Here is an 18,438-nt window from a genome sequence, read left to right as displayed (position 1 = left end):
AGACCCTTCTCTCATTGAGCGTTTGAATTCGAATTCATAAATCTGTTCGAGGCCACTTCCAGCGCGTCGCGCACGTGTCCCCACCCTTTCCCGACCAGATCGTCAGGACCAGTTGCGCCACACGATTCCATCAGGGCCCGCACGGCATGTTCATCCAGCGGCACCAGCGACTCGCCACCATTTTCATAGCGGAGCGTCACCACAAGTTCGGCATCGCCATCATGGGCGGCGGCGAGTTGCACCCGGCTGATGACAGCGCCGCTCATCAGGTCGCCAGCGGCGGCTCGATGAAAACGACATCGCTTGGCAGGATCGGATTGCCTCCACCCGGCGCAGCCATCGCCCCTGCGGCCCGCATGAAGACGTGCAGGTTCCAGCTCTGCAGCTTGGCCAGAGCCTCTTCCAGGGGGATATTCGGAAGTTCGCGTTCGGCGACGATGCTCCACGTATCTCCCTCTGTAGGGAGAATGGATTTTCGCACTCGAGAGAGGTTATCGACCGGCATGAAGAAAGCTCCGTTGTTTTTCTAATTAGAACGCGTTCTAATTTTATGACAAGGGATGCCGTAGAGGAATGCCGGGAATATCGTCGAGGATCAAAAGCAAGATGGGCCCGGCCCACACATCCGAATTTCCGTGGTTCAACAGCGCTCAATCCGCGCGTTGCTGGGTCCAGCAGGCCCCGGAAACACACTCGTCCCCTGTTGCAGCAGTTAGAATGTCAGCGCCTCGGCTACCCTGCCGATAGACCGTGCAACCCTTCAGTCCAAGTTCGTACGCCTTGCGATACACGTTCCGGAATTCGTCAAACGGAATGCTCGACGGCACATTGATCGTTTTCGAGATTGCATTGTCCACAAAGCCTTGCGCCTCTGCCTGCATGGCAAGATGGTCGTTCGGGGAGAGTTCGTTCGCAGTGACAAAAGCCGGGGGAAACGGGCCACCGCCATCCCGGTCGTGCCAGAGGCCCAGGGCGTAGTCGTCAAGCGCGACTGAATTGTACTTGCCACTCGGGCGCCTGATCCGGCGCTGCACCGACCCGGCAAAACATGGTTCTATCCCTGTCGACACATTTCCGGCGAGCAGGCTGATCGACCCCGTCGGTGCGAGTGCAAGGAGGTGGCTGTTGCGTATTCCGTTCGTTCGGATGCCTTCACGCAGCGTCTCGGGAAGACCACGAATGAAGGGGCGCGCCAGGAAATCGGCAGCCTTCAGCGAGGGGAAGCTGCCTTTCTCCTGCGCAAGCGCTATCGAGGCCCGATAGGCCTCGTTCCGCATGATCTCCAGAATACGGCCTGCGAGTTGGCGCCCTTGCGCGCTGCCATAAGGAATCCCGAGTATGATAAGAGCGTCAGCCAGCCCTGTCACACCGAGGCCGATCCGCCGACTGTTAGCGGCTTGGGCCGCCTGCGCCTCAAGTGGGTATTGAGACGCATCAAGAACATTGTCGAGGAACCGGACGGCTGTGCGTACAGTCTCCGTCAGTTGCTCAAAATCGATTTCCGCATCATGTGTGAAAGGGCGGCTTACAAACCGTGTCAGGTTGATCGAGCCGAGATCGCAGGCGCCATAGGGCGGCAAGGGCACCTCGCCGCAGGGATTTGTCGCACATATTTGCTCGGCATCGCCAAGATTGTTCTCCCTGTTGATTCGGTCAATGAACAGGACACCCGGCTCACCGGACTCGTAGCTGGATCTGAGCATTCTCTCCCAAAGCGCGGCGGCTTTCACAACCCGGACCGTCTCGCCACGGAATTTCAGAGACCAGTCTTCGCCTGAATCGACAGCGCGTACGAAATCGTCCGTCACCAGAACCGAAAGGTTGAAGTGGGAAAGGCCACCGCCTTCCCGCTTGGCATCGATAAACATTTCTATGTCCGGATGATCGCAACGTAGCGTCGCCATCATCGCGCCGCTGCGCCCGCGGTGAGCCGTTACGGTCTCGCACATCGCATCCCACAATCGCATGAACGATACCGGGCCGCTGGCAATATTTCCCGTGCGCTGCGCGGCTGACCCCGCCGGACGAATGGGGGAAAAATCCAGCCCGATGCCACCGCCCTGCTGCAAAGTCACAGCGCTTTCGCGCAGCGCTGTGAACAGGCCCTCGATGGAATCGTCGAGCACGCCCATCACGAAGCAATTCAATAAGGTCGCCGCTCTGTCCGTTCCGGCATTGGCCAAAATGCGTCCACCGGGCAGGAAGCGATAGCCCGACAGGATGTCGAGAAAGCGCGCTTGCCATTCACCCGGGTCATGCGGCTCTACCGATGCGACGGCGCCTGCAACGCGCCGCCACGTATCCTCAATGTCCGCTTCGGCTCCGAAGCGATATTTCTGATTCCAGATGTCTTCCGAAATCGGGGCAGGATAGCGGTTCATGTGCGTTGGCATCCCTGAACAGTTACGTATTCGATACTCCAGACACCCTTACCATAAGTGTCCACATACAACCGCACGGTCACCCATGCCCTTCAGCAAGCGCGCCTCATTGATCAGCATCAACACGCGTCACGGAAATCCATGAATTGAATAAGCATGCCCCTGCAGATGAGGACGATGCTATGTCCAAGACAGAAGATATCCGGATCGGCGACCTTGGCCTGGCGGGCCTGCTGACTGTACCGGACGATGCTCACGGATTGATTGTCTTTGCGCATGGCAGTGGATCGAGCCGCCATTCCCCGCGAAATGCACATGCCGCGCGCAGTTTCGAGCAGCTCGGGTTCGCCACACTCCTGTTCGACCTTCTGACAGATGACGAAGCACGCGACCGTCGCAATGTTTTCGACATTCCCCTTCTGGCTGGCCGGGTCGGCCTCGCCATCGACTGGGCCCAAACGCAGCCGCGACTCAGCTCTCTGCCCCTTGGCCTGTTCGGTGCCAGCACGGGCGGGGGCGCTGCGCTTGTAGCTGCGGCCGCCTCTCCACATGTGAAGGCCGTCGTATCGCGGGGCGGTCGTCCTGATCTCGCAGGTGACGCCCTGCCCCATGTGAAGGCCCCGACCCTGCTTGTGATCGGCGGAAACGATCACGACGTGCTCAAGTTGAACGAGAAAGCGTCCGGTCGCATGTCTTGCGAACGACGTTTGATCGTCATCCCCAACGCAGGCCACTTGTTCGAGGAACCTGGCACCTTGGACCATGTCCTGGCTGTGACCGGCGCCTGGTTTCTGAAACATCTCTCGCCCGACGAGTCGGTCTCGCTCCCGTTCACCGACCGGGAACAGGCAGGTTCCCTTCTGGCGCGGGTACTGGCCCGGCGGAAATTGACCAATCCGGTTGTCTACGCCCTGCCACGCGGCGGCGTGCCGGTCGCAAGACCGATTGCCGATGCGCTGGGCGCCCCGCTCGACCTCCTTATGGTGCGCAAGATCGGCGTGCCTACCCAGCCGGAACTCGCTGCCGCGTCTGTCGTCGACGGGGAACGCCCCGACATCGTGACCAATGAAGGCGTCATGCGTGCGACAGGCATGAACGAGCGCCAGGTTGAACAACTCGCCAAAGCTGAACTGAAGGAGATTGAACGCCGGCGCCTTATCTATCTTCCGGGCAGCAAACCAGTCCACGCCGAAGGACGGTCTGCCATCTTGGTCGATGATGGCATCGCGACCGGCGCCAGCATGCGCGCGGCCATCCTCGCTGTTCGAAAACGAAAGCCCGCTGAAGTCATCATCGCGGTGCCGGTCGCAGGCCCCGATACAGTCAGGGCTCTGGGCGCACTCGTGGATGAGGCTATCGTGCTCGCCGCACCCGATCGCTTCGACTCGGTTGGGCGATTCTATCGGGATTTTCATCAACTGGCCGACGATGAAGTCATCGAAATACTCGCCGCATCAAAATCTCGCCAACCAGGCGCCGCGTCTGGAAAAAGCTGATGAACGTCTCGAGACAAATCTCTGGCGATGGCCTGTCGGAATTGATCCGTGCCAAATCGCTTCGTCTGCCTGCAGAGAACCCCTATGGTGCACTGGCCGAAGCAGCCGACAGCTTCGCCGATGCGCGGGTTGTGCTCTTGGGCGAGTCCACTCACGGCACCTCGGAATTCTATCGCGCCCGGGCCGCCATCACCCAACGACTGGTCGCCCGCCACGGGTTCCGGATTGTGGCCATCGAGGGCGACTGGCCCGACGCCGCTGAACTGGACCGGTACGTACGGGCGCGCGAACCATGGGGCGAGCGAGACGCCTTCGTGAACTTTCCCCGCTGGATGTGGCGCAACCGGGAGTTCGCAGATTGTCTCCACGCGCTTCGCGACTGGAACAATGGCCGCCCCACAGGCGACCAGGTCGCCATAAGGGGCCTGGACGTCTACAGCCTCGACAAGTCAATCGCGGCCGTTCTGGAATACCTCGACCGCGTTGACCCTGTCGCCGCCGAGACAGCCCGCGAACGCTATGCCTGCCTGTCCCCCTTTGTCGGCCAACCCCAGACTTACGGCGCACAGGCGGTCAAGACCGGCGACACCTGTGAAGAGAAAGTTGTCCGGCAATTGGTGAACCTGCTTGAAGAACGACTGGAATATTCAAGAAAAGATGGCGACGCGTTTTTCGACGCGGAACAGAATGCCCGCGTCGTTTGGGCCGCCGAACGATATTATCGCGCCATGTACCAGGGGTCCGTGAATAGCTGGAACCTGAGAGATACACACATGTTTTCGACGCTGACACGGCTGCTGGACCGAGCCGGCCCTAACTCAAAAGCTATCGTCTGGGCGCACAATTCACACATCGGCAATGCCGGTGCCACGGCCATGGGCGAACGCGGTGAATACAATATTGGTCAACTGTGCCGCGACCGGTTTGGCAAAGACGTCGTGTCCATAGGATTCTCGACAAGCACAGGTACTGTTTTGGCCGCTGATGACTGGGGCGGCCCGTCACGCGTTAAGCGCGTGACCCCTGCGCGACCGGATTCATGGGAGCGCGTGTTCCAGGAGGCAGGCTGCCGCGCCAGCTTTACCAATTGGCGCAATGATCCCGCCCTGCAGAAGGTTCTGGACCAAGTCCGCCTTGAGCGCGCAATCGGTGTTATCTACAGGCCTGAGACCGAGCGCTGGAGCCATTATTTCGAAGCGAACCTCGGTCGGCAGTTCGACGCCATCGCATGGTTCGAACAGACAGAGGCGGTCATGCCTCTGCTCGGCGCCGCACCCGAAGGCGCACCGGACACCTATCCCTACGGCCTGTGACGCATTCAATCAAATTTCTGCGGAATGCCGGTCGGTCCAACCGCAACGGTTGTGGCAGTTGGACCAGAGCGACCAAATTACTCGTTGGTCGCCACCTGGCCGTCCGACCTCGTTTCCAGGCCGGGCCGCTCTGCCATACCGCGTCCGGAGCCTTCACAAGCCGTTATACCGTCGGACACAGGCGTGCCGCCATTGTCCCCATTTACCGGACCCTCAACCACGTCACCTGTCCGGAGCGACCGGTGTTTCACCCTGACGCCGTCAGCGACGTTCCTTGAAGGATGCTCGATGACCAGGTCACCCTGGTCAAGCCCGGACAATATCTCGGCGGCATGTCCGTTTATATGGTCGACATCAACCCTGGTCAGGCGCGCCCGGCCACGCTCAATCCGGAAGACAGACCAGTCGGCTCCTGACTTGAACAGCGCTGTCATCGGTACACGCACAACATCAGGCGCTGACCAGACAACGATATCCGTGCGCACACGAAACCCATGAGCAAGACGCCGCTTCGAACCGTCCATTTCAATGAGCACATTGACGCGTTGCTCTTCGATGCCGAGCGCCGATATTTTTGTAAATGCATAGGGTTCTACCAGGCGCACCTGCCCCGACAGCGTGCCTCCACCCCACCCGCGGATACGGACGACATCACCCGGCTTGACGCTGACGGCGTCCTCGGAAAGCAGGTCGACCATAATCTCTATGTCATCAGGATCGCCGATTTCGACCAAAGGTGTGCCCACTGACACGGGGCCTTCGCTGTCGCGAATAACTCGCAAGACAACTCCGGTAATCGGCGCCCTGACCGGCACACCTTCACCGCTTGCGCTTGCACCGGCCGGCATCAGAGCCGCTTCAGCCCGGCTGACTTCGTAGCGGGCGAGGTCCAATGCCGCATGGGCCTGCTGCGCTGCAGCGGACAGGGTGCGATATTCGTTTTCGGCACGTTCCAATGCCTGTTGCGATACGGTTCCTGTTTCGGCGAGCGTACGGACTCGGCTCAGGTCATCCCCGGCCCGTTGCTGGTCCGCACGCCGGCGGCGCAAGTCGGCTTCGGCTGCTGTCACGGCTGCCCGCGCGGACCCAGCCGCTGCCCGGAGCTGGGCTGCGCTTCTGGCATCGATTGTCGGCGCGGCGATCGGATAGACGGACGCGATCACAGTCGTCCCGGCCCGAACACAGTCGCCCGCTTTCATGTCGATACGGGAAAGCTGGCCGCCCGCTGGCGCGGAGACAACAAACAAGTCACGGACCCGGGCTTCACCCTCATCCGAAATCGATACATCCATCGGTCCGCTCGACACTTCAAACACGTCGACCGGAACGGCTCTTGGCCAGAACGCCCATAGCGCGAGCACCGCCAGCAACGCAGCGAGCGCCCCCCAAAAGGTCATTCGCGATTTGGACATGGCTTCACTCACGGGTTTTCAACACCTCAATCAGATCCAGGTCGCGCACCCGGCGGGCCACTAGGATTGCCGATCCGATGGACGCGACAAGCACGATCACCCCCGCCAAGCCATAGGTAGAGGGCTGCAGCGCAAACGGTATGCGGTACAGCTCCGTCGACATGCCACTGACGATGACATTGGCAAACCCCAGGCCAAGGACAGCTCCAACCGGCAGGGCGATCATGATCAGGATGGCGAGTTCGCCAAGCAGAATATGTGTCACTTCTCCCTCCGTGAACCCGAGCACCCTCAGGCTTGCAAGTTCCCGACCACGTTCCATCATCGCAATGCGGGCCGCATTGTATACCACGCCCGCAGCGATTGAGCCGCCGATCACCGCATAGATCGCCATCATGATGTAAATGGTCTCCTCGAGCGTCGTCTCGAAGGAATCGATAGCCGGTCCCTGCATTGACACACTGGCAATCCGCGGACGCGCAAGGACCTCTTCGCTGAAGGCAGCATTCTGATCCGGATCGATTGCCAGGAAGGCACCCGTGACTGTAGGTCGCTCGCCCAGCAGCCAATTCACCTGGCCAATGTCCATGTAGGCGAATGCACCGATATCCTCGGCGATGATCGCGGTCACCGATACATCGACGACAGGCCTTCGCCCTTCAAGCACTTCGACTGTGACCGGGTCGCCGAGACCGGCGGAGATCATGCTTGCCATCTGGTTCGACAATGCCAGCCCATGTTCTGGTACGGGCACGATATGCCCGTCTTCATCAAGCAACTGTTTCTGGTGTCCATCCGGTTGCAGTCCGATGATCACGGCGCGCTCATCCCGTGCCCCGTGGCGCAGCCGAACGTAGATGTCCCTGTTGCCTTCCACTTCGAGCACACCCGGCAGACGCTCCAGTTCCATCAGGGCATCGGTTCCCTGAGGCTCAACGAAATTCACGGCTGCATCATAGGCGTCGGTCCGGTTGAACCTTGTATCGAGCATCGAGTCGACGGAATCGAAAGCGAACAGGGTGCCGACGAGGAGCGCCACAGAGGCGGCAACCCCGAACATCGTCATCCCGGCACGAAGCGGCCATCGGGTAAGGTGCCGGGCGATCATGCGGGTGGGCGCATCCAGGCTTCTTGACCCGCTCAGTTTTTCAATAAGGCCGCGACGATAAATTGTCGGTGGCGCTGGCGACATCGCCTCTGCTGGGGCTAGACTGGCAGCCTTGAGGGCCGAATTCAGAGCGCCCGCAATGGCTGCCGAACACGCCGCCAGTGCGCCAATCAGGAAAGAGGCCGGAGCAAGGGTCAGGACGATATCGGGAAACCGGAACGTATCGGAGTAGAGATGGGTCAACAGGCCAGCCAGCGCCCACCCCATGGCAAAGCCGGCGAGCACACCGCCGCCCGACAGAACAAGTGCGAATTTCACATAGTGCCAGCCAATTTCCACGCGCGTGTATCCAAACGCCTTGAGCAAGCCGACCTGCTGGCGCTCGGTCGCGATCAAACGCGTCAGTATCGCATGGATCAGGATCGCAGACACGACGAGAAAGACCGGCGGGATAATCCGCGCCATGCTTCTCAGCTGCTGCATTTCGGATTCGATAAAGGCGTGGGATATCTGGTCTTCCCTCGCATACGCTCCGACCCCGGCATAGGGCGCGAGCAGGATGTCCAGCGCTGCAATCACATTGTCCGGCTGCGCGTCTCCGGCGAGAGTCACGCTGACACTGCTGAACGCGCCATCGAGGTCAAAGGCCGCTTCCAGCGCGCGGCGACGCATCCAGAAGACACCGAAGCGTTCATCGTCGGGCAGCAGGACACCCGGCCCGAGCGTATAGATATATTCCGGTGAATCCCCGATGCCGACAAGTGTCAGATCGCGCGCCCGGCCGTTGATGATCGCCGAGACGCTTTCCCCGAGTTCAAACCCGTTCGCTTCCGCAAAAGACTTGCTGACGAGCGCCTCATCCGGCCGCGTCAGGTCTGGCCAACGCCCTTCATAGAGAAGCACACCGTTGAGGATCGGTTCTCCCTCGTCCGGGATCGACACGAGCTGGCCATTGGCCGGTTCTTCCAGGCGCGCGATGTCGAGGGTCACGATCCGCGAAATGCGTGTCTCGACCTGCTGGACGCCGTCGATCTGCCGAATTTCAGATACCAGCCGCTCAGGCGCGCGTTTGACGTCAGCAAAAACATCCGCGAACCGATAGTGCTCGTAATAGATATCACGGCTCTGCTGCAGTGACTGGAGCGCCCCCAGCGCCATGATCAGGATTCCAACGCCGCAGGCAATGATGATACCGACCGCAAGTCCCTGTCCCCGCATGTGCGCAAGGTCGCGAAGCAGCTTTCTGTCGAGTGCCGAAAACAGGTTCACCAGGAAATCTCCGACGGCTTCCTGCGGCGCCCCATGTTTTCGGTGCTCGCGATCTTACCGTCTGAAAAGCGGACCACCCGGTCCGCCATGTCGGCGATACCGACATTGTGCGTAATGATGAGCGTTGTCGCACCGAGCGCGCGATTGACGTGTTCAAGCGCTTCCAGCACCCGCACACCCGTCGCACTGTCAAGCGCACCGGTCGGCTCGTCACACAAAAGGAGGTGAGGTCGCTTGGCGATCGCGCGGGCCACCGCAACGCGTTGCTGTTCTCCGCCGGAGAGTTCTGCCGGAAAATGATCGATCCGGTCGGACATGCCCACCAGTGCCAGGGCCTCTTCCGCTGGAATCGGGTCTTCGGCTATCTCGGTCACGAGCGAGACGTTCTCGCGGGCCGTCAGGCTCGGAACCAGATTGTAGAACTGGAAGATGAAGCCGACATGCTGGCGGCGGTAACGGGTCAGCGCCGCGGAACTGGACCCCGTCAGCGGCGTCCCCTGGAAAAGGACTTCTCCGGATGTCGGGCTGTCGAGGCCTCCGAGAATGTTGAGCAGGGTCGACTTACCACTACCTGAGGGGCCCAACAGGACGATCAGTTCTCCTTGCGCGATATCGAGATCGACCCCCCGTAGCGCGTGGACCTTCACTTCACCGGTATCGTAGACCTTTGTCAGGTTCCTGGCCGACATGAGATTAGTTGGCATGGTTTCCGAATACCTTGATGTGACGACCGGGAACCAGCCTGATTTAACGCAAGGGTAGCACATAGTGCGAACCCCGACATGCGGTGCGTCCCCACACCCAGCGTGACTCTACGCATCCCTGCAAAGGCACAACGCGCCATGGCAAGAGACATCCAGTTCCCGGACATCACAGCATCAATTTACCAAATCAGGCGATCATAGCCTTGATTCCGATCAATCTCGACGCCGGACCGGGAGCGTAGGTTGATCAAACATCGGACATGGGACGATGGGACGATGGGACGATGGGACGATGGGACGATGGGACGATGGGACGAGTTTTATTGAGGAGTTGAACAATGACCAGTCTGCAAAAGAAAAAAGATGCAAGCACACCGGGCCAGCCGTTCGGATGGTTGCGCGGCAATGACCCCTTTTCCCAATTGAAGGAGGAGATGGACGACCTTTTCAGCAGCTATATTCCCGCGCTGCCGGCGCTTGGTCGCAGCAATGGCGGTCGAATGCTCGCCATGCCAACGAAGCTCGATGTCAGCGAGACCGACGAAGCGATCGAACTTGTCCTTGATGTCCCGGGAATCGACCGCAAGGATATTGATATCAGCCTGACAGACAGCAGTGTCAAAATCTCAGGGAAGCGGGAAGAGAAGAAAGAAGAAAAAGGCAAGAACTTCCACCGTATGGAGCGCGCCTACGGTGCCTTCGAACGGCAAGTTCCCCTGCCCTGCGAAGTTGATGCGGAGAAAGTCAGCGCATCGCTCAAGAAGGGCGTTCTGTCGATTACCTTGCCGAAATCTGAAACAGCCCGCCAGACGGCGAAGAAGATCACAATTAAGGCCGACTAGAGGAAGGCCGCCTTCCGGGCGGAGCAGCAAAATGAGCCAGACAGGATTGCACGAGTTCGACGAAGCCCACCACACAGCTAATGCATGGCTGAAGGAATTGATGGACGTTCTCGGCTGGACCGAGTCGGCTCAGGCCTATCGCGCGCTCAAAGTTGTATTGCATCAAGTTCGCGACCGGCTCCCCGTGCCGCTGGTCGCGAATTTCTCCGCCCAGATGCCCTTGATTGTGCGCGGCATATATTTCGAAAGCTGGTCGCCCGGCTCAGAGCGCGAGACGGACAGGTCGCTAGACGCCTTTCTTGCACCAATCAGGAAGGTTTTCGAGAATTTTCCGGGCGTAAAGGCGGATGACGTCACGGCCGGTGTTTTTGAAGTGCTCAGCGCGCACATCTCACCAGGTGAAATAGAGAATGTGCTCCAGGCCATGCCCAAACCAATCAGGGAACTGGGAAAGACCTCCATTCGCAAAGTTCCGTTCGCCGGTCTCTAGCGCCGTTTCCAGCACGCCAGGTCGAGCTCGCTTGAGCTTGCCAGACAGGTTCACATATTACCGATCGACTTCACTCAGCCGCGTTGCGGCGGAGCCCACCATTGCCTATGCAGGCTCATGGGGAACCAGAACATGACACTTCAAATTCAGTTTCTTGGCGGCGTCGGCACCGTCACCGGATCGAAATACCTGATCGACACGGGCGAGGCACGGATCCTTGTCGATTGCGGCCTGTTCCAGGGCTACAAGCAACTGCGCCTGCGAAACTGGAAAGCCCTGCCGGTGGACCCGGCATCCATTGATGCCGTGGTGCTGACCCACGCGCATATCGACCATTCGGGCTATCTGCCTGTCCTGGTCCGGGACGGTTTCAGGGGAAAGATCCATTGCACCGATGCTACGCATGATCTGTGCGGGATCCTTTTGCCGGACAGCGCCTACCTCCAGGAACGCGAAGCCGAACGCGCCAACCGGTATGGCTATTCAAAGCATAAGCCTGCCTTGCCCCTCTATGAGCAAAAGGACGTGAAGAAGACGCTCGAACTGTTTGAAACATCGCCGTTCGACACGCCGGTCAGCGTGGCAAAAGGGGTTTCCGCGACATTCCGTCTGGCTGGCCATATACTTGGCGCCGCCATTGTTGAACTCCAGACCCCAACGAAAAAGATTGTCTTTTCAGGCGATCTCGGTCGCCCGAACGACCCGATCATGTACGATCCAGCGCCGATCCAGCAGGCTGACTATCTGCTCGTCGAATCAACCTACGGCAATCGCCAGCATGGCGGGCGCGATGCACAGGATGCCCTGGCCGACATCATCAATCGCACCGCCAAGCGCGGAGGCACAATCCTCATCCCGTCCTTCGCCGTCGGACGGGCCCAGACGCTGCTGTACCACTTGCACGAACTCAAGGCAGCCAGCCGCATCCCCGACCTGCCTGTTTATCTCGATAGTCCGATGGCCATCAATGCGACCGAACTTTTCTGCAAGCACGCCTACTGTCACAGGCTCAACAGGGCACAGAGCCAGGCCGCGTGCCATGTCGCAAAATATGTCCCTGACAGTGAAGGTTCCAAGGCGCTCGACTATGACCAGATGCCCAAGATCATTATCGCTGCGAGCGGCATGGCGACCGGCGGCCGGGTCCTTCACCACTTGAAATTCTATGCGCCGGATGCCCGAAATACCGTCTTGTTTGCCGGATTCCAGGCGGGCGGAACACGGGGCGCGGCTATGGTCGCTGGCATTGACCGGATCAAGATCTATGGCGAGTATCATGACGTACGCGCCGAAATCGCCACCCTTCACATGCTTTCGGCCCATGCGGACGCAGATGAAATCATGCAATGGCTGGGCGGTTTTGAATCGCCACCGAAGCAGACGTTCATTGTCCATGGCGAGCCTGATGCCGCCGATGTCCTTCGCCACCGGATCGAGGAAGAACTGGGTTGGTCGGTTATCGTGCCCGAACACCATGAAACGCGGAATCTCGATTAATGGACGCGCCACTTCCCGGGCCTCCGAACGTGCTGACCGCACGCCGGCTTGGGCTTGATACCCAACATGAAGCCATGGTGCTCGTTCAGGCGGACAGTCCGGTCTGCCGGTCCGAGGGATTTTCCGCCCATTCCAGGGTTCAGCTAACCAATGGGACCCGGTCCATCATTGCAACGCTGTACCAGACATCGACTGATCTCGTTTCCGATCACGAGATCGGACTTTCAGAAGCGGCCTGGCACCTCCTCGAACTTGCGGACGGCGACCCGCTGTCAATCAGCCATCCAGCACCGCTCGAGTCGCTCAAGAAAGTCCGGAGCAAAGTATTCGGTCAACGGCTCGACGAAGCAGGCACGCAGGCGATCATCACCGACATTGTTGCGGGGCGCTATTCGGATATCCATCTGTCATCTTTCGTCACGGCATGCTCGGCCCTGCCGCTGGATCTGGCAGAAACCATCGCGCTCACCCGGGCCATGGTCGAAACCGGCAGCAAGATGACATGGGACCGCTCGCCCATTGCAGACAAGCATTGCGTCGGCGGCCTGCCAGGGAACCGGACGACACCCATCGTCGTGGCCATCTGCGCCTGCCTGGGCCTGACCGTACCGAAAACATCGTCCCGTGCCATCACATCGCCCGCAGGCACCGCCGACACAATGGAAGTCCTGACAGATGTCGACCTTGACCTTGCAAACATGCGGCGGGTCGTCGATCAGGAAGGCGGCTGTTTCGTTTGGGGCGGCGGCGTTCAGTTTAGCCCGGCCGACGATGCCCTGATCCGGATCGAGCGCGCGCTGGACCTCGACAGCGAAGGAGCCCTGGTCGCTTCCGTCCTGTCAAAGAAGATTGCCGCCGGAGCGACCCATGTCGTGATCGACATTCCGGTGGGCCCGACCGCCAAGGTCCGCAGCCAGGCGGCCGCGCAATCCCTGCAATCCCTTCTGGAAAGAGTTGCCGCGGAGTTCGGCCTGAAGGTCCTGTCGCTCGTTACCGACGGTGCCCAGCCCGTAGGACGCGGCATCGGTCCCGCACTCGAAGCACGCGATATTTTGGGTGTCCTGCGGAACGATCCGGACGCTCCTGAGGATCTGGCAGACCGCGCCTGCCTGATCGCCGGAGCTCTGCTTGAGATTGTCGGCAAGGCGGACGCAGGCGCGGGCAAGGCCATGGCACTGAACGTGCTGCGCAGCGGTGCGGCCTACAAGAAATTCGAAGCCATCTGCCGTGCCCAGGGAGGATTTCGAGAGCCGACCCTCGCTGAACATAGCCGCCCCATCCTGGCACCCGCTCCCGGGCGGGTCACCTGCATCGACAATCGACGCCTTGCCCGGGCGGCGAAACTCGCGGGTGCACCGGGCGACAAGACTGCCGGTCTTGATCTCCATGTCAGGTTGGGCGACCGGGTCAGGGGCGGACAGCCGCTTTACACGCTCTACACCGAAACCCCCGGCGAACTTGCCTATGCCATCGACTATGTCGTGGCCAATCCGGACATAATCGAGCTGACGAAACCATGAAACCGCTCCTGGTTCCCCTACAGGATACGGCGCAGATATCCGGGCCACTGGCCCGCGCCCTTGATGCCGAAACTGCCGAAATTGACCTGCGCCGGTTTCCGGACGGCGAAACCTATCTGCGCTTCGACACACCGCCGGAAGGCCGCGACGTCATGCTTCTGGCAGGCCTCGCCCGCCCCGATGCGAAATTGCCCGCCCTTCTGTTTGCCGCACAGACCGCACGTGACCTCGGCGCCGCATCCGTCGGGCTGATCGCGCCGTACCTGCCCTATATGCGTCAGGACACTGTGTTCCAGCCGGGCGAGTCGGTCACATCCGTGCATTTTGCCAAATGGATTTCGACCTGCGTCGACTGGCTTGTGACAATCGACCCCCACCTGCATCGCTGGCATGCCCTGTCAGACATCTATGACATCCCCGCCAAAGCCGCGCACGCCGCCCCGGCGATGGCGAATTGGATATCACGGGAAGTGGACCAGCCCTTCCTGATCGGCCCGGATGCGGAAAGCGAGCAATGGGTCTCGAAAATCGCCGCACTGGCTGGCGTGGAGTATGTTGTCCTGGCCAAGACCCGGCATGGCGACCGGAACGTGGACATCTCAATCCCCGACCTGGAAAAATGGCGCCACCGCACGCCGGTCATAGTCGATGATACGATATCGACAGCCTCGACCATGGCGGCCGTGGTTAGCCAGATGGTGCAGCAACAGTTTTCGGCCCCGGTCTGCTGCGCTGTCCACGGCATCTTTGCCGAGGGTGCCGAAGACGCACTGCGTCAGGCAGGAGCGGCCCGCATCGTGACGAGCAACACGATAGCCCATGAGAGCAACGGTATCGACGTGAGCCGCGTACTGGCAGCCGCTACTACGAGCCTGCTAAAGAACGCTCCACCTTCTAGGTAACGGGCTGCCTATACTGCGATGTGATGATCGTTGCCGGACCTATTCTTTCGCAAGCGCAGTCTCGATGAAGTCGATCGTGCGATGCGCATAATCTTTTTGCACTTCGCCACGAACCCGTTTTTTCACTTGGTCCGAAAGTGCGCCGCGCAACACACCAAGTGTCCTGCTGTCGGAAACGATCACAAGGTCGTCAAAACGACTGTCGTTTTCCCATCGGCCTAGTTTGTCTGCCAGGTCCTGAGCGAAACGAGTCTCTTCGAGTTGGTGCCAGTCGGTCTCCTGGGTCGTTCCGCGCCGGTCCGGTGAAATGGCGAATCGTCCCGGCCGGTCCGTGCCTTGGTCACTGGTCGCCGGATTTACAAGTTCATCGTGTGCGACCACGCGCAGGTCCATGATATCCTCGTCGCCATTGTTTTCGAGCAGCAAGAATTTGCCACTGTCGCACACCAGCACCCACGTTCCATTTTTCAGCTTCATGGCAACCGCCTCCTGTTCCAGTTTTCCTGATTGGATATCCCATAAGAAACGGTCTGGCGACAGGACGATTGATTTTCATCAAGCCGGCTGCGCCCTAATTCCAGCGCCCCGGGCGCCGATACCAGCCACGGTCGGTATGCACCCAGCGATCCGGCACCCACACGCGACTGCGCGGATGCGAATCCCAAAACCCATCGACCCAAACAAACGTCACTCCGGTCCAGTTCCAATAACCATCGATCCAGACAGCTGCGGGCGAAGGCCGCGGAGGAATGCGAACCCGCCGGGGTGGTGGAGGTGCCGAGCGAATATAAACCACACTGACATCGGAGATGACGGGGCCGTGTCCGTAATAGGGATGATAATGCGTCGCGCAGCCCGCAACTCCAAGAGCGCACACACCCAGCAGGCAGGAAACTGCTTTTGACTTGAACAACATTGCCTGCTCTCCAGTACTCGTTTTGAAAATGCAGCATCATCTATAAATTGCGCCATTCATGGCGAAGTTGATCCTGCGCAAATCTGATTTCAGCAGGTCTTGAGCGCCGCGCTGATCGCGTCGTCTACCGTCTGCATCCAGACGAACTCCAACCGCTTGCGAACGCTTTCGGGAATCTCCTCGAAGTCGCGGCGGTTTTCGGCAGGGAGCAGGACGCGCTTGACGCCTGCACGCTCGGCAGCGATCACCTTTTCCTTGATGCCGCCAACAGGCAGGACCAGTCCGCGCAAGCTGATCTCCCCGGTCATCGCCGTATCGCTCCTGACACATTCATCCTTGAACAAGGATACGAGCGCGATGAACAAGGCAACGCCGGCACTCGGCCCATCCTTTGGAATCGCTCCCGCCGGCAAATGGATGTGCAAGTCCTGCGACCCGAAAGTAACCGGATCGATTTTCAGCTTGGCGGCTCGCGCCTTGACCAGACTGAGCGCAGCCTGGGCGCTTTCACGCATCACATCCCCGAGTTGCCCCGTAAGGATGAGTTTTCCCGTTCCTGCAAACTTGGTCGCTTCAATGAACAGGATATCGCCGCCAACAGGCGTCCATGCAAGCCCGGTCGCTACGCCGGGACTGCTGGTTCTCTGTGCCAGTTCCGCCTTGAACCGGGGTGGCCCGAGAATGTCGTGAATATCGGCTTCTTTGACCGACACCTTTTCCGCCTTTCCCTCGGCAATGCGAATGGCCACACGGCGGGCGACAGCACCAATTTCCCGTTCGAGGTTCCGGACGCCAGCCTCCCTTGTATAGCCATCAATGATCGCTTCGAGCGCGGACTTGTTGATGCGGCATTGGCTTGCCTTCAATCCGTTCGCAACCAGTTGGCGTTTGACGAGATACTGCCTGGCAATCTCGAGCTTCTCTTCAGCTGTGTAGCCCCCCAGCTCGATCACTTCCATCCGATCCCTCAACGGCCGGGGAATAGCTTCAAGCACATTGGCCGTAGCGATGAAGACGATCTTGCTGAGATCGAATGGCACACCGAGATAGTTGTCGCGGAACGTATTGTTCTGGGCGGGGTCGAGCACTTCCAGCATAGCCGATGCCGGGTCGCCATGCGCGCTTGCTCCCATCTTGTCCATCTCGTCCAGCATCAGGACGCAATCGCGCGACCCGGTTCTTTGGAGGGTCTTGATGATGTTGCCCGGCATGGCTCCGACATAAGTCATCCGGTGCCCGCGAATTTCCGCTTCGTCATGGACACCGCCGAGGCTGAGCCGCGCGAAATCCCGGCCCATGGCACGTGCAATGCTTTGTCCAAGCGACGTCTTGCCAACCCCGGGAGGGCCAACAAAACAAAGGATGGGGCTATTGCCGTCGGGATTGAGTTTGTGAACGGCAAGGAATTCCAGAATGCGCTGCTTGATCTTTTCCAGCCCGAAATGGTCCTCATCAAGGATCGCACGCGCCGTCCCAATGTCTATCTCGCGCGGGGCTGGCACCTTCCAGGGCAACTGCGCCAACGTCTCCAGATTCGTGCGCACCATGCCGTATTCCGTGGAAGCTTCGGGAATTCGCTCGAGCCGCGCGAGGTCCTTCAGGGCATGTTGCCTGGCTTCACCGGGCATCCCGGCAGCCTCGATGTCGGCCCTCAGCTGAGCCAGTTCCGCACCGGACCCGTCCACCTCGCCGAGCTCCCGCCGGATTTCCTGCAATTGCTGGCGGAGAATATGTTCGCGCTGCTGCGCCGAGAGTTTCTCCTGGGTCTGCCGTCCGATATCCTGGGACAGCTTCAGCACTTCGATCCGATACCCCAGGATATCGATCATCCGGTCCAGGCGTGTCTTCAGGTCCGCCGTTTCCAGAATCTCCTGCTTCTCCTGCGATTCCAGGTCCATGTGCTGCGCCACGAGGTCAGCCAGCGCAGAGGGCTGGTCAATCGCGGCAATCGTATTGATAAAGTCCTGCGGTATGCCTTCTAGAAGCCCAAGCGCTTCGAGCGCTCGCTCCTTGAGTTGCAGAAACCGGGCATCGATCTCTGCGCTGCGCTCATCTGAAGTCTCGATCACCGTATAGCCCGCTACCAGGAACGGGAAGTCCGGCCGAAACTCTTTGAGGCTAATCCGTTGCAGTCCCTCGCAAATCAGATGGTGTGCGCCATTGCCTGTCGGCATGTGGCGTATGATTTTTGCCAGCGTGCCAACCTTGAACAGGTCCTCGGGCTGCGGATCCGCGATCTCGGCTTCCCGTTGCATCACAACACCGACAGGCCGCCCTGCTTCGATGGCAACCTTTATCGCCGCGATGGATTTTGGGCGTCCGATGGCGATCGGCACAGTTGCACCCGGAAACAAAACCATACGCCTCACTGGGAGAATGATCAGGCCATCATCCTGCAACTGTCCAATCTGTTGTAATGTCTCCGTAGGCTTTCCCTGCCCGGCAGGCGACGCAATCTTTGGTTTGCTTTTTGTGAACGTATCCATGAAGGCTCCTGCAACCTGCCGGTCAGGCGATGATGGCAACAGGTTAGTGGTCCGGAAATTATCGCCATTGACGAAAATCAAGGAATAGGGAGAGCCGAGCTC

The 18,438-nt window shown here is 59.7% G+C and carries 15 protein-coding genes; 7 read left to right on the top strand and 8 right to left on the bottom strand.

The window, feature by feature from the left end; genetic code table 11:
* Positions 1 to 11: 11 nt before the first annotated feature.
* From AC0L7I_RS10520 to AC0L7I_RS10510, 3 genes are all read right to left on the bottom strand, one after another.
* Positions 12 to 266, bottom strand: coding sequence for a hypothetical protein (locus tag AC0L7I_RS10520; RefSeq protein ID WP_473396383.1), 255 nt, complete (start codon positions 264 to 266; stop codon positions 12 to 14).
* On the bottom strand, positions 266 to 505 hold the full coding sequence (locus AC0L7I_RS10515; protein WP_473396382.1) for a hypothetical protein: 240 nt from the start codon (positions 503 to 505) through the stop codon (positions 266 to 268). Before AC0L7I_RS10515 ends, AC0L7I_RS10520 begins: the two co-directional genes overlap by 1 nt.
* Positions 506 to 650: 145 nt before the next feature.
* Positions 651 to 2,381, bottom strand: coding sequence for an adenosylcobalamin-dependent ribonucleoside-diphosphate reductase (locus AC0L7I_RS10510; protein ID WP_473396381.1), 1,731 nt, complete (start codon positions 2,379 to 2,381; stop codon positions 651 to 653).
* A gap of 182 nt (positions 2,382 to 2,563) precedes the next feature.
* Between AC0L7I_RS10510 and AC0L7I_RS10505 the strand changes: the two genes are divergently transcribed.
* Together AC0L7I_RS10505 and AC0L7I_RS10500 are read left to right on the top strand one after the other, a co-directional pair.
* Positions 2,564 to 3,877 carry a phosphoribosyltransferase family protein gene (locus AC0L7I_RS10505; RefSeq protein ID WP_473396380.1) on the top strand — a complete coding sequence of 438 codons (1,314 nt, stop codon included), beginning with the start codon at positions 2,564 to 2,566 and terminating at the stop codon, positions 3,875 to 3,877.
* Complete coding sequence (locus tag AC0L7I_RS10500) at positions 3,877 to 5,190, top strand: erythromycin esterase family protein (RefSeq protein ID WP_473396379.1); 1,314 nt, start codon at positions 3,877 to 3,879, stop codon at positions 5,188 to 5,190. Before AC0L7I_RS10505 ends, AC0L7I_RS10500 begins: the two co-directional genes overlap by 1 nt.
* 77 nt (positions 5,191 to 5,267) lie before the next feature.
* Here AC0L7I_RS10500 and AC0L7I_RS10495 read toward each other — a convergent pair whose 3' ends face one another.
* Genes AC0L7I_RS10495 through AC0L7I_RS10485 form a run of 3 tightly spaced genes read right to left on the bottom strand, consistent with a single transcriptional unit; the run spans position 5,268 to position 9,683 of the window.
* Positions 5,268 to 6,602 carry an efflux RND transporter periplasmic adaptor subunit gene (locus AC0L7I_RS10495; RefSeq protein ID WP_473396378.1) on the bottom strand — a complete coding sequence of 445 codons (1,335 nt, stop codon included), beginning with the start codon at positions 6,600 to 6,602 and terminating at the stop codon, positions 5,268 to 5,270.
* 4 nt (positions 6,603 to 6,606) lie between these two features.
* Positions 6,607 to 8,979: an ABC transporter permease gene (locus AC0L7I_RS10490; RefSeq protein ID WP_473396377.1), complete on the bottom strand. Its 2,373-nt coding sequence runs from the start codon at positions 8,977 to 8,979 to the stop codon at positions 6,607 to 6,609.
* Positions 8,976 to 9,683, bottom strand: a complete 708-nt coding sequence (locus tag AC0L7I_RS10485) for an ABC transporter ATP-binding protein (protein WP_473396376.1) — start codon at positions 9,681 to 9,683, stop codon at positions 8,976 to 8,978. The genes AC0L7I_RS10490 and AC0L7I_RS10485 overlap by 4 nt, the downstream gene beginning before the upstream one ends.
* A 338-nt stretch (positions 9,684 to 10,021) precedes the next feature.
* Here AC0L7I_RS10485 and AC0L7I_RS10480 point away from each other — a divergent pair, with 338 nt between their 5' ends.
* From AC0L7I_RS10480 to AC0L7I_RS10460, 5 genes are all read left to right on the top strand, one after another.
* Positions 10,022 to 10,525 (top strand): Hsp20/alpha crystallin family protein, encoded by a 504-nt coding sequence (locus AC0L7I_RS10480; RefSeq protein ID WP_473396375.1) that lies wholly within the window; start codon positions 10,022 to 10,024, stop codon positions 10,523 to 10,525.
* 31 nt (positions 10,526 to 10,556) lie between these two features.
* Entirely contained in the window at positions 10,557 to 11,015 is a 459-nt protein-coding gene (locus tag AC0L7I_RS10475; protein ID WP_473396374.1) for a DUF2267 domain-containing protein, read from the top strand.
* 132 nt (positions 11,016 to 11,147) lie between these two features.
* A complete protein-coding gene (locus tag AC0L7I_RS10470) occupies positions 11,148 to 12,512 on the top strand; it encodes an MBL fold metallo-hydrolase RNA specificity domain-containing protein (protein WP_473396373.1) in 1,365 nt (454 codons plus the stop codon).
* On the top strand, positions 12,512 to 14,032 hold the full coding sequence (locus tag AC0L7I_RS10465; protein ID WP_473396372.1) for a thymidine phosphorylase family protein: 1,521 nt from the start codon (positions 12,512 to 12,514) through the stop codon (positions 14,030 to 14,032). Before AC0L7I_RS10470 ends, AC0L7I_RS10465 begins: the two co-directional genes overlap by 1 nt.
* On the top strand, positions 14,029 to 14,934 hold the full coding sequence (locus AC0L7I_RS10460; RefSeq protein WP_473396371.1) for a ribose-phosphate diphosphokinase: 906 nt from the start codon (positions 14,029 to 14,031) through the stop codon (positions 14,932 to 14,934). The genes AC0L7I_RS10465 and AC0L7I_RS10460 overlap by 4 nt, the downstream gene beginning before the upstream one ends.
* 39 nt (positions 14,935 to 14,973) lie before the next feature.
* On the opposite strand, the gene AC0L7I_RS10455 is transcribed toward AC0L7I_RS10460, so the two are convergent.
* Both AC0L7I_RS10455 and lon read right to left on the bottom strand, forming a co-directional pair.
* On the bottom strand, positions 14,974 to 15,411 hold the full coding sequence (locus tag AC0L7I_RS10455) for a baeRF12 domain-containing protein (RefSeq protein WP_473396370.1): 438 nt from the start codon (positions 15,409 to 15,411) through the stop codon (positions 14,974 to 14,976).
* A gap of 528 nt (positions 15,412 to 15,939) precedes the next feature.
* On the bottom strand, positions 15,940 to 18,336 hold the full coding sequence (lon, locus tag AC0L7I_RS10450; RefSeq protein ID WP_473396369.1) for an endopeptidase La: 2,397 nt from the start codon (positions 18,334 to 18,336) through the stop codon (positions 15,940 to 15,942).
* Positions 18,337 to 18,438 lie beyond the last annotated feature (102 nt).

The sequence above is a fragment of the Hyphomonas sp. J20-32 genome (assembly GCF_055808555.1).
Note: the sequence above shows the minus strand (reverse complement) of the source record. Positions and strands in the feature narration are given on the sequence as shown.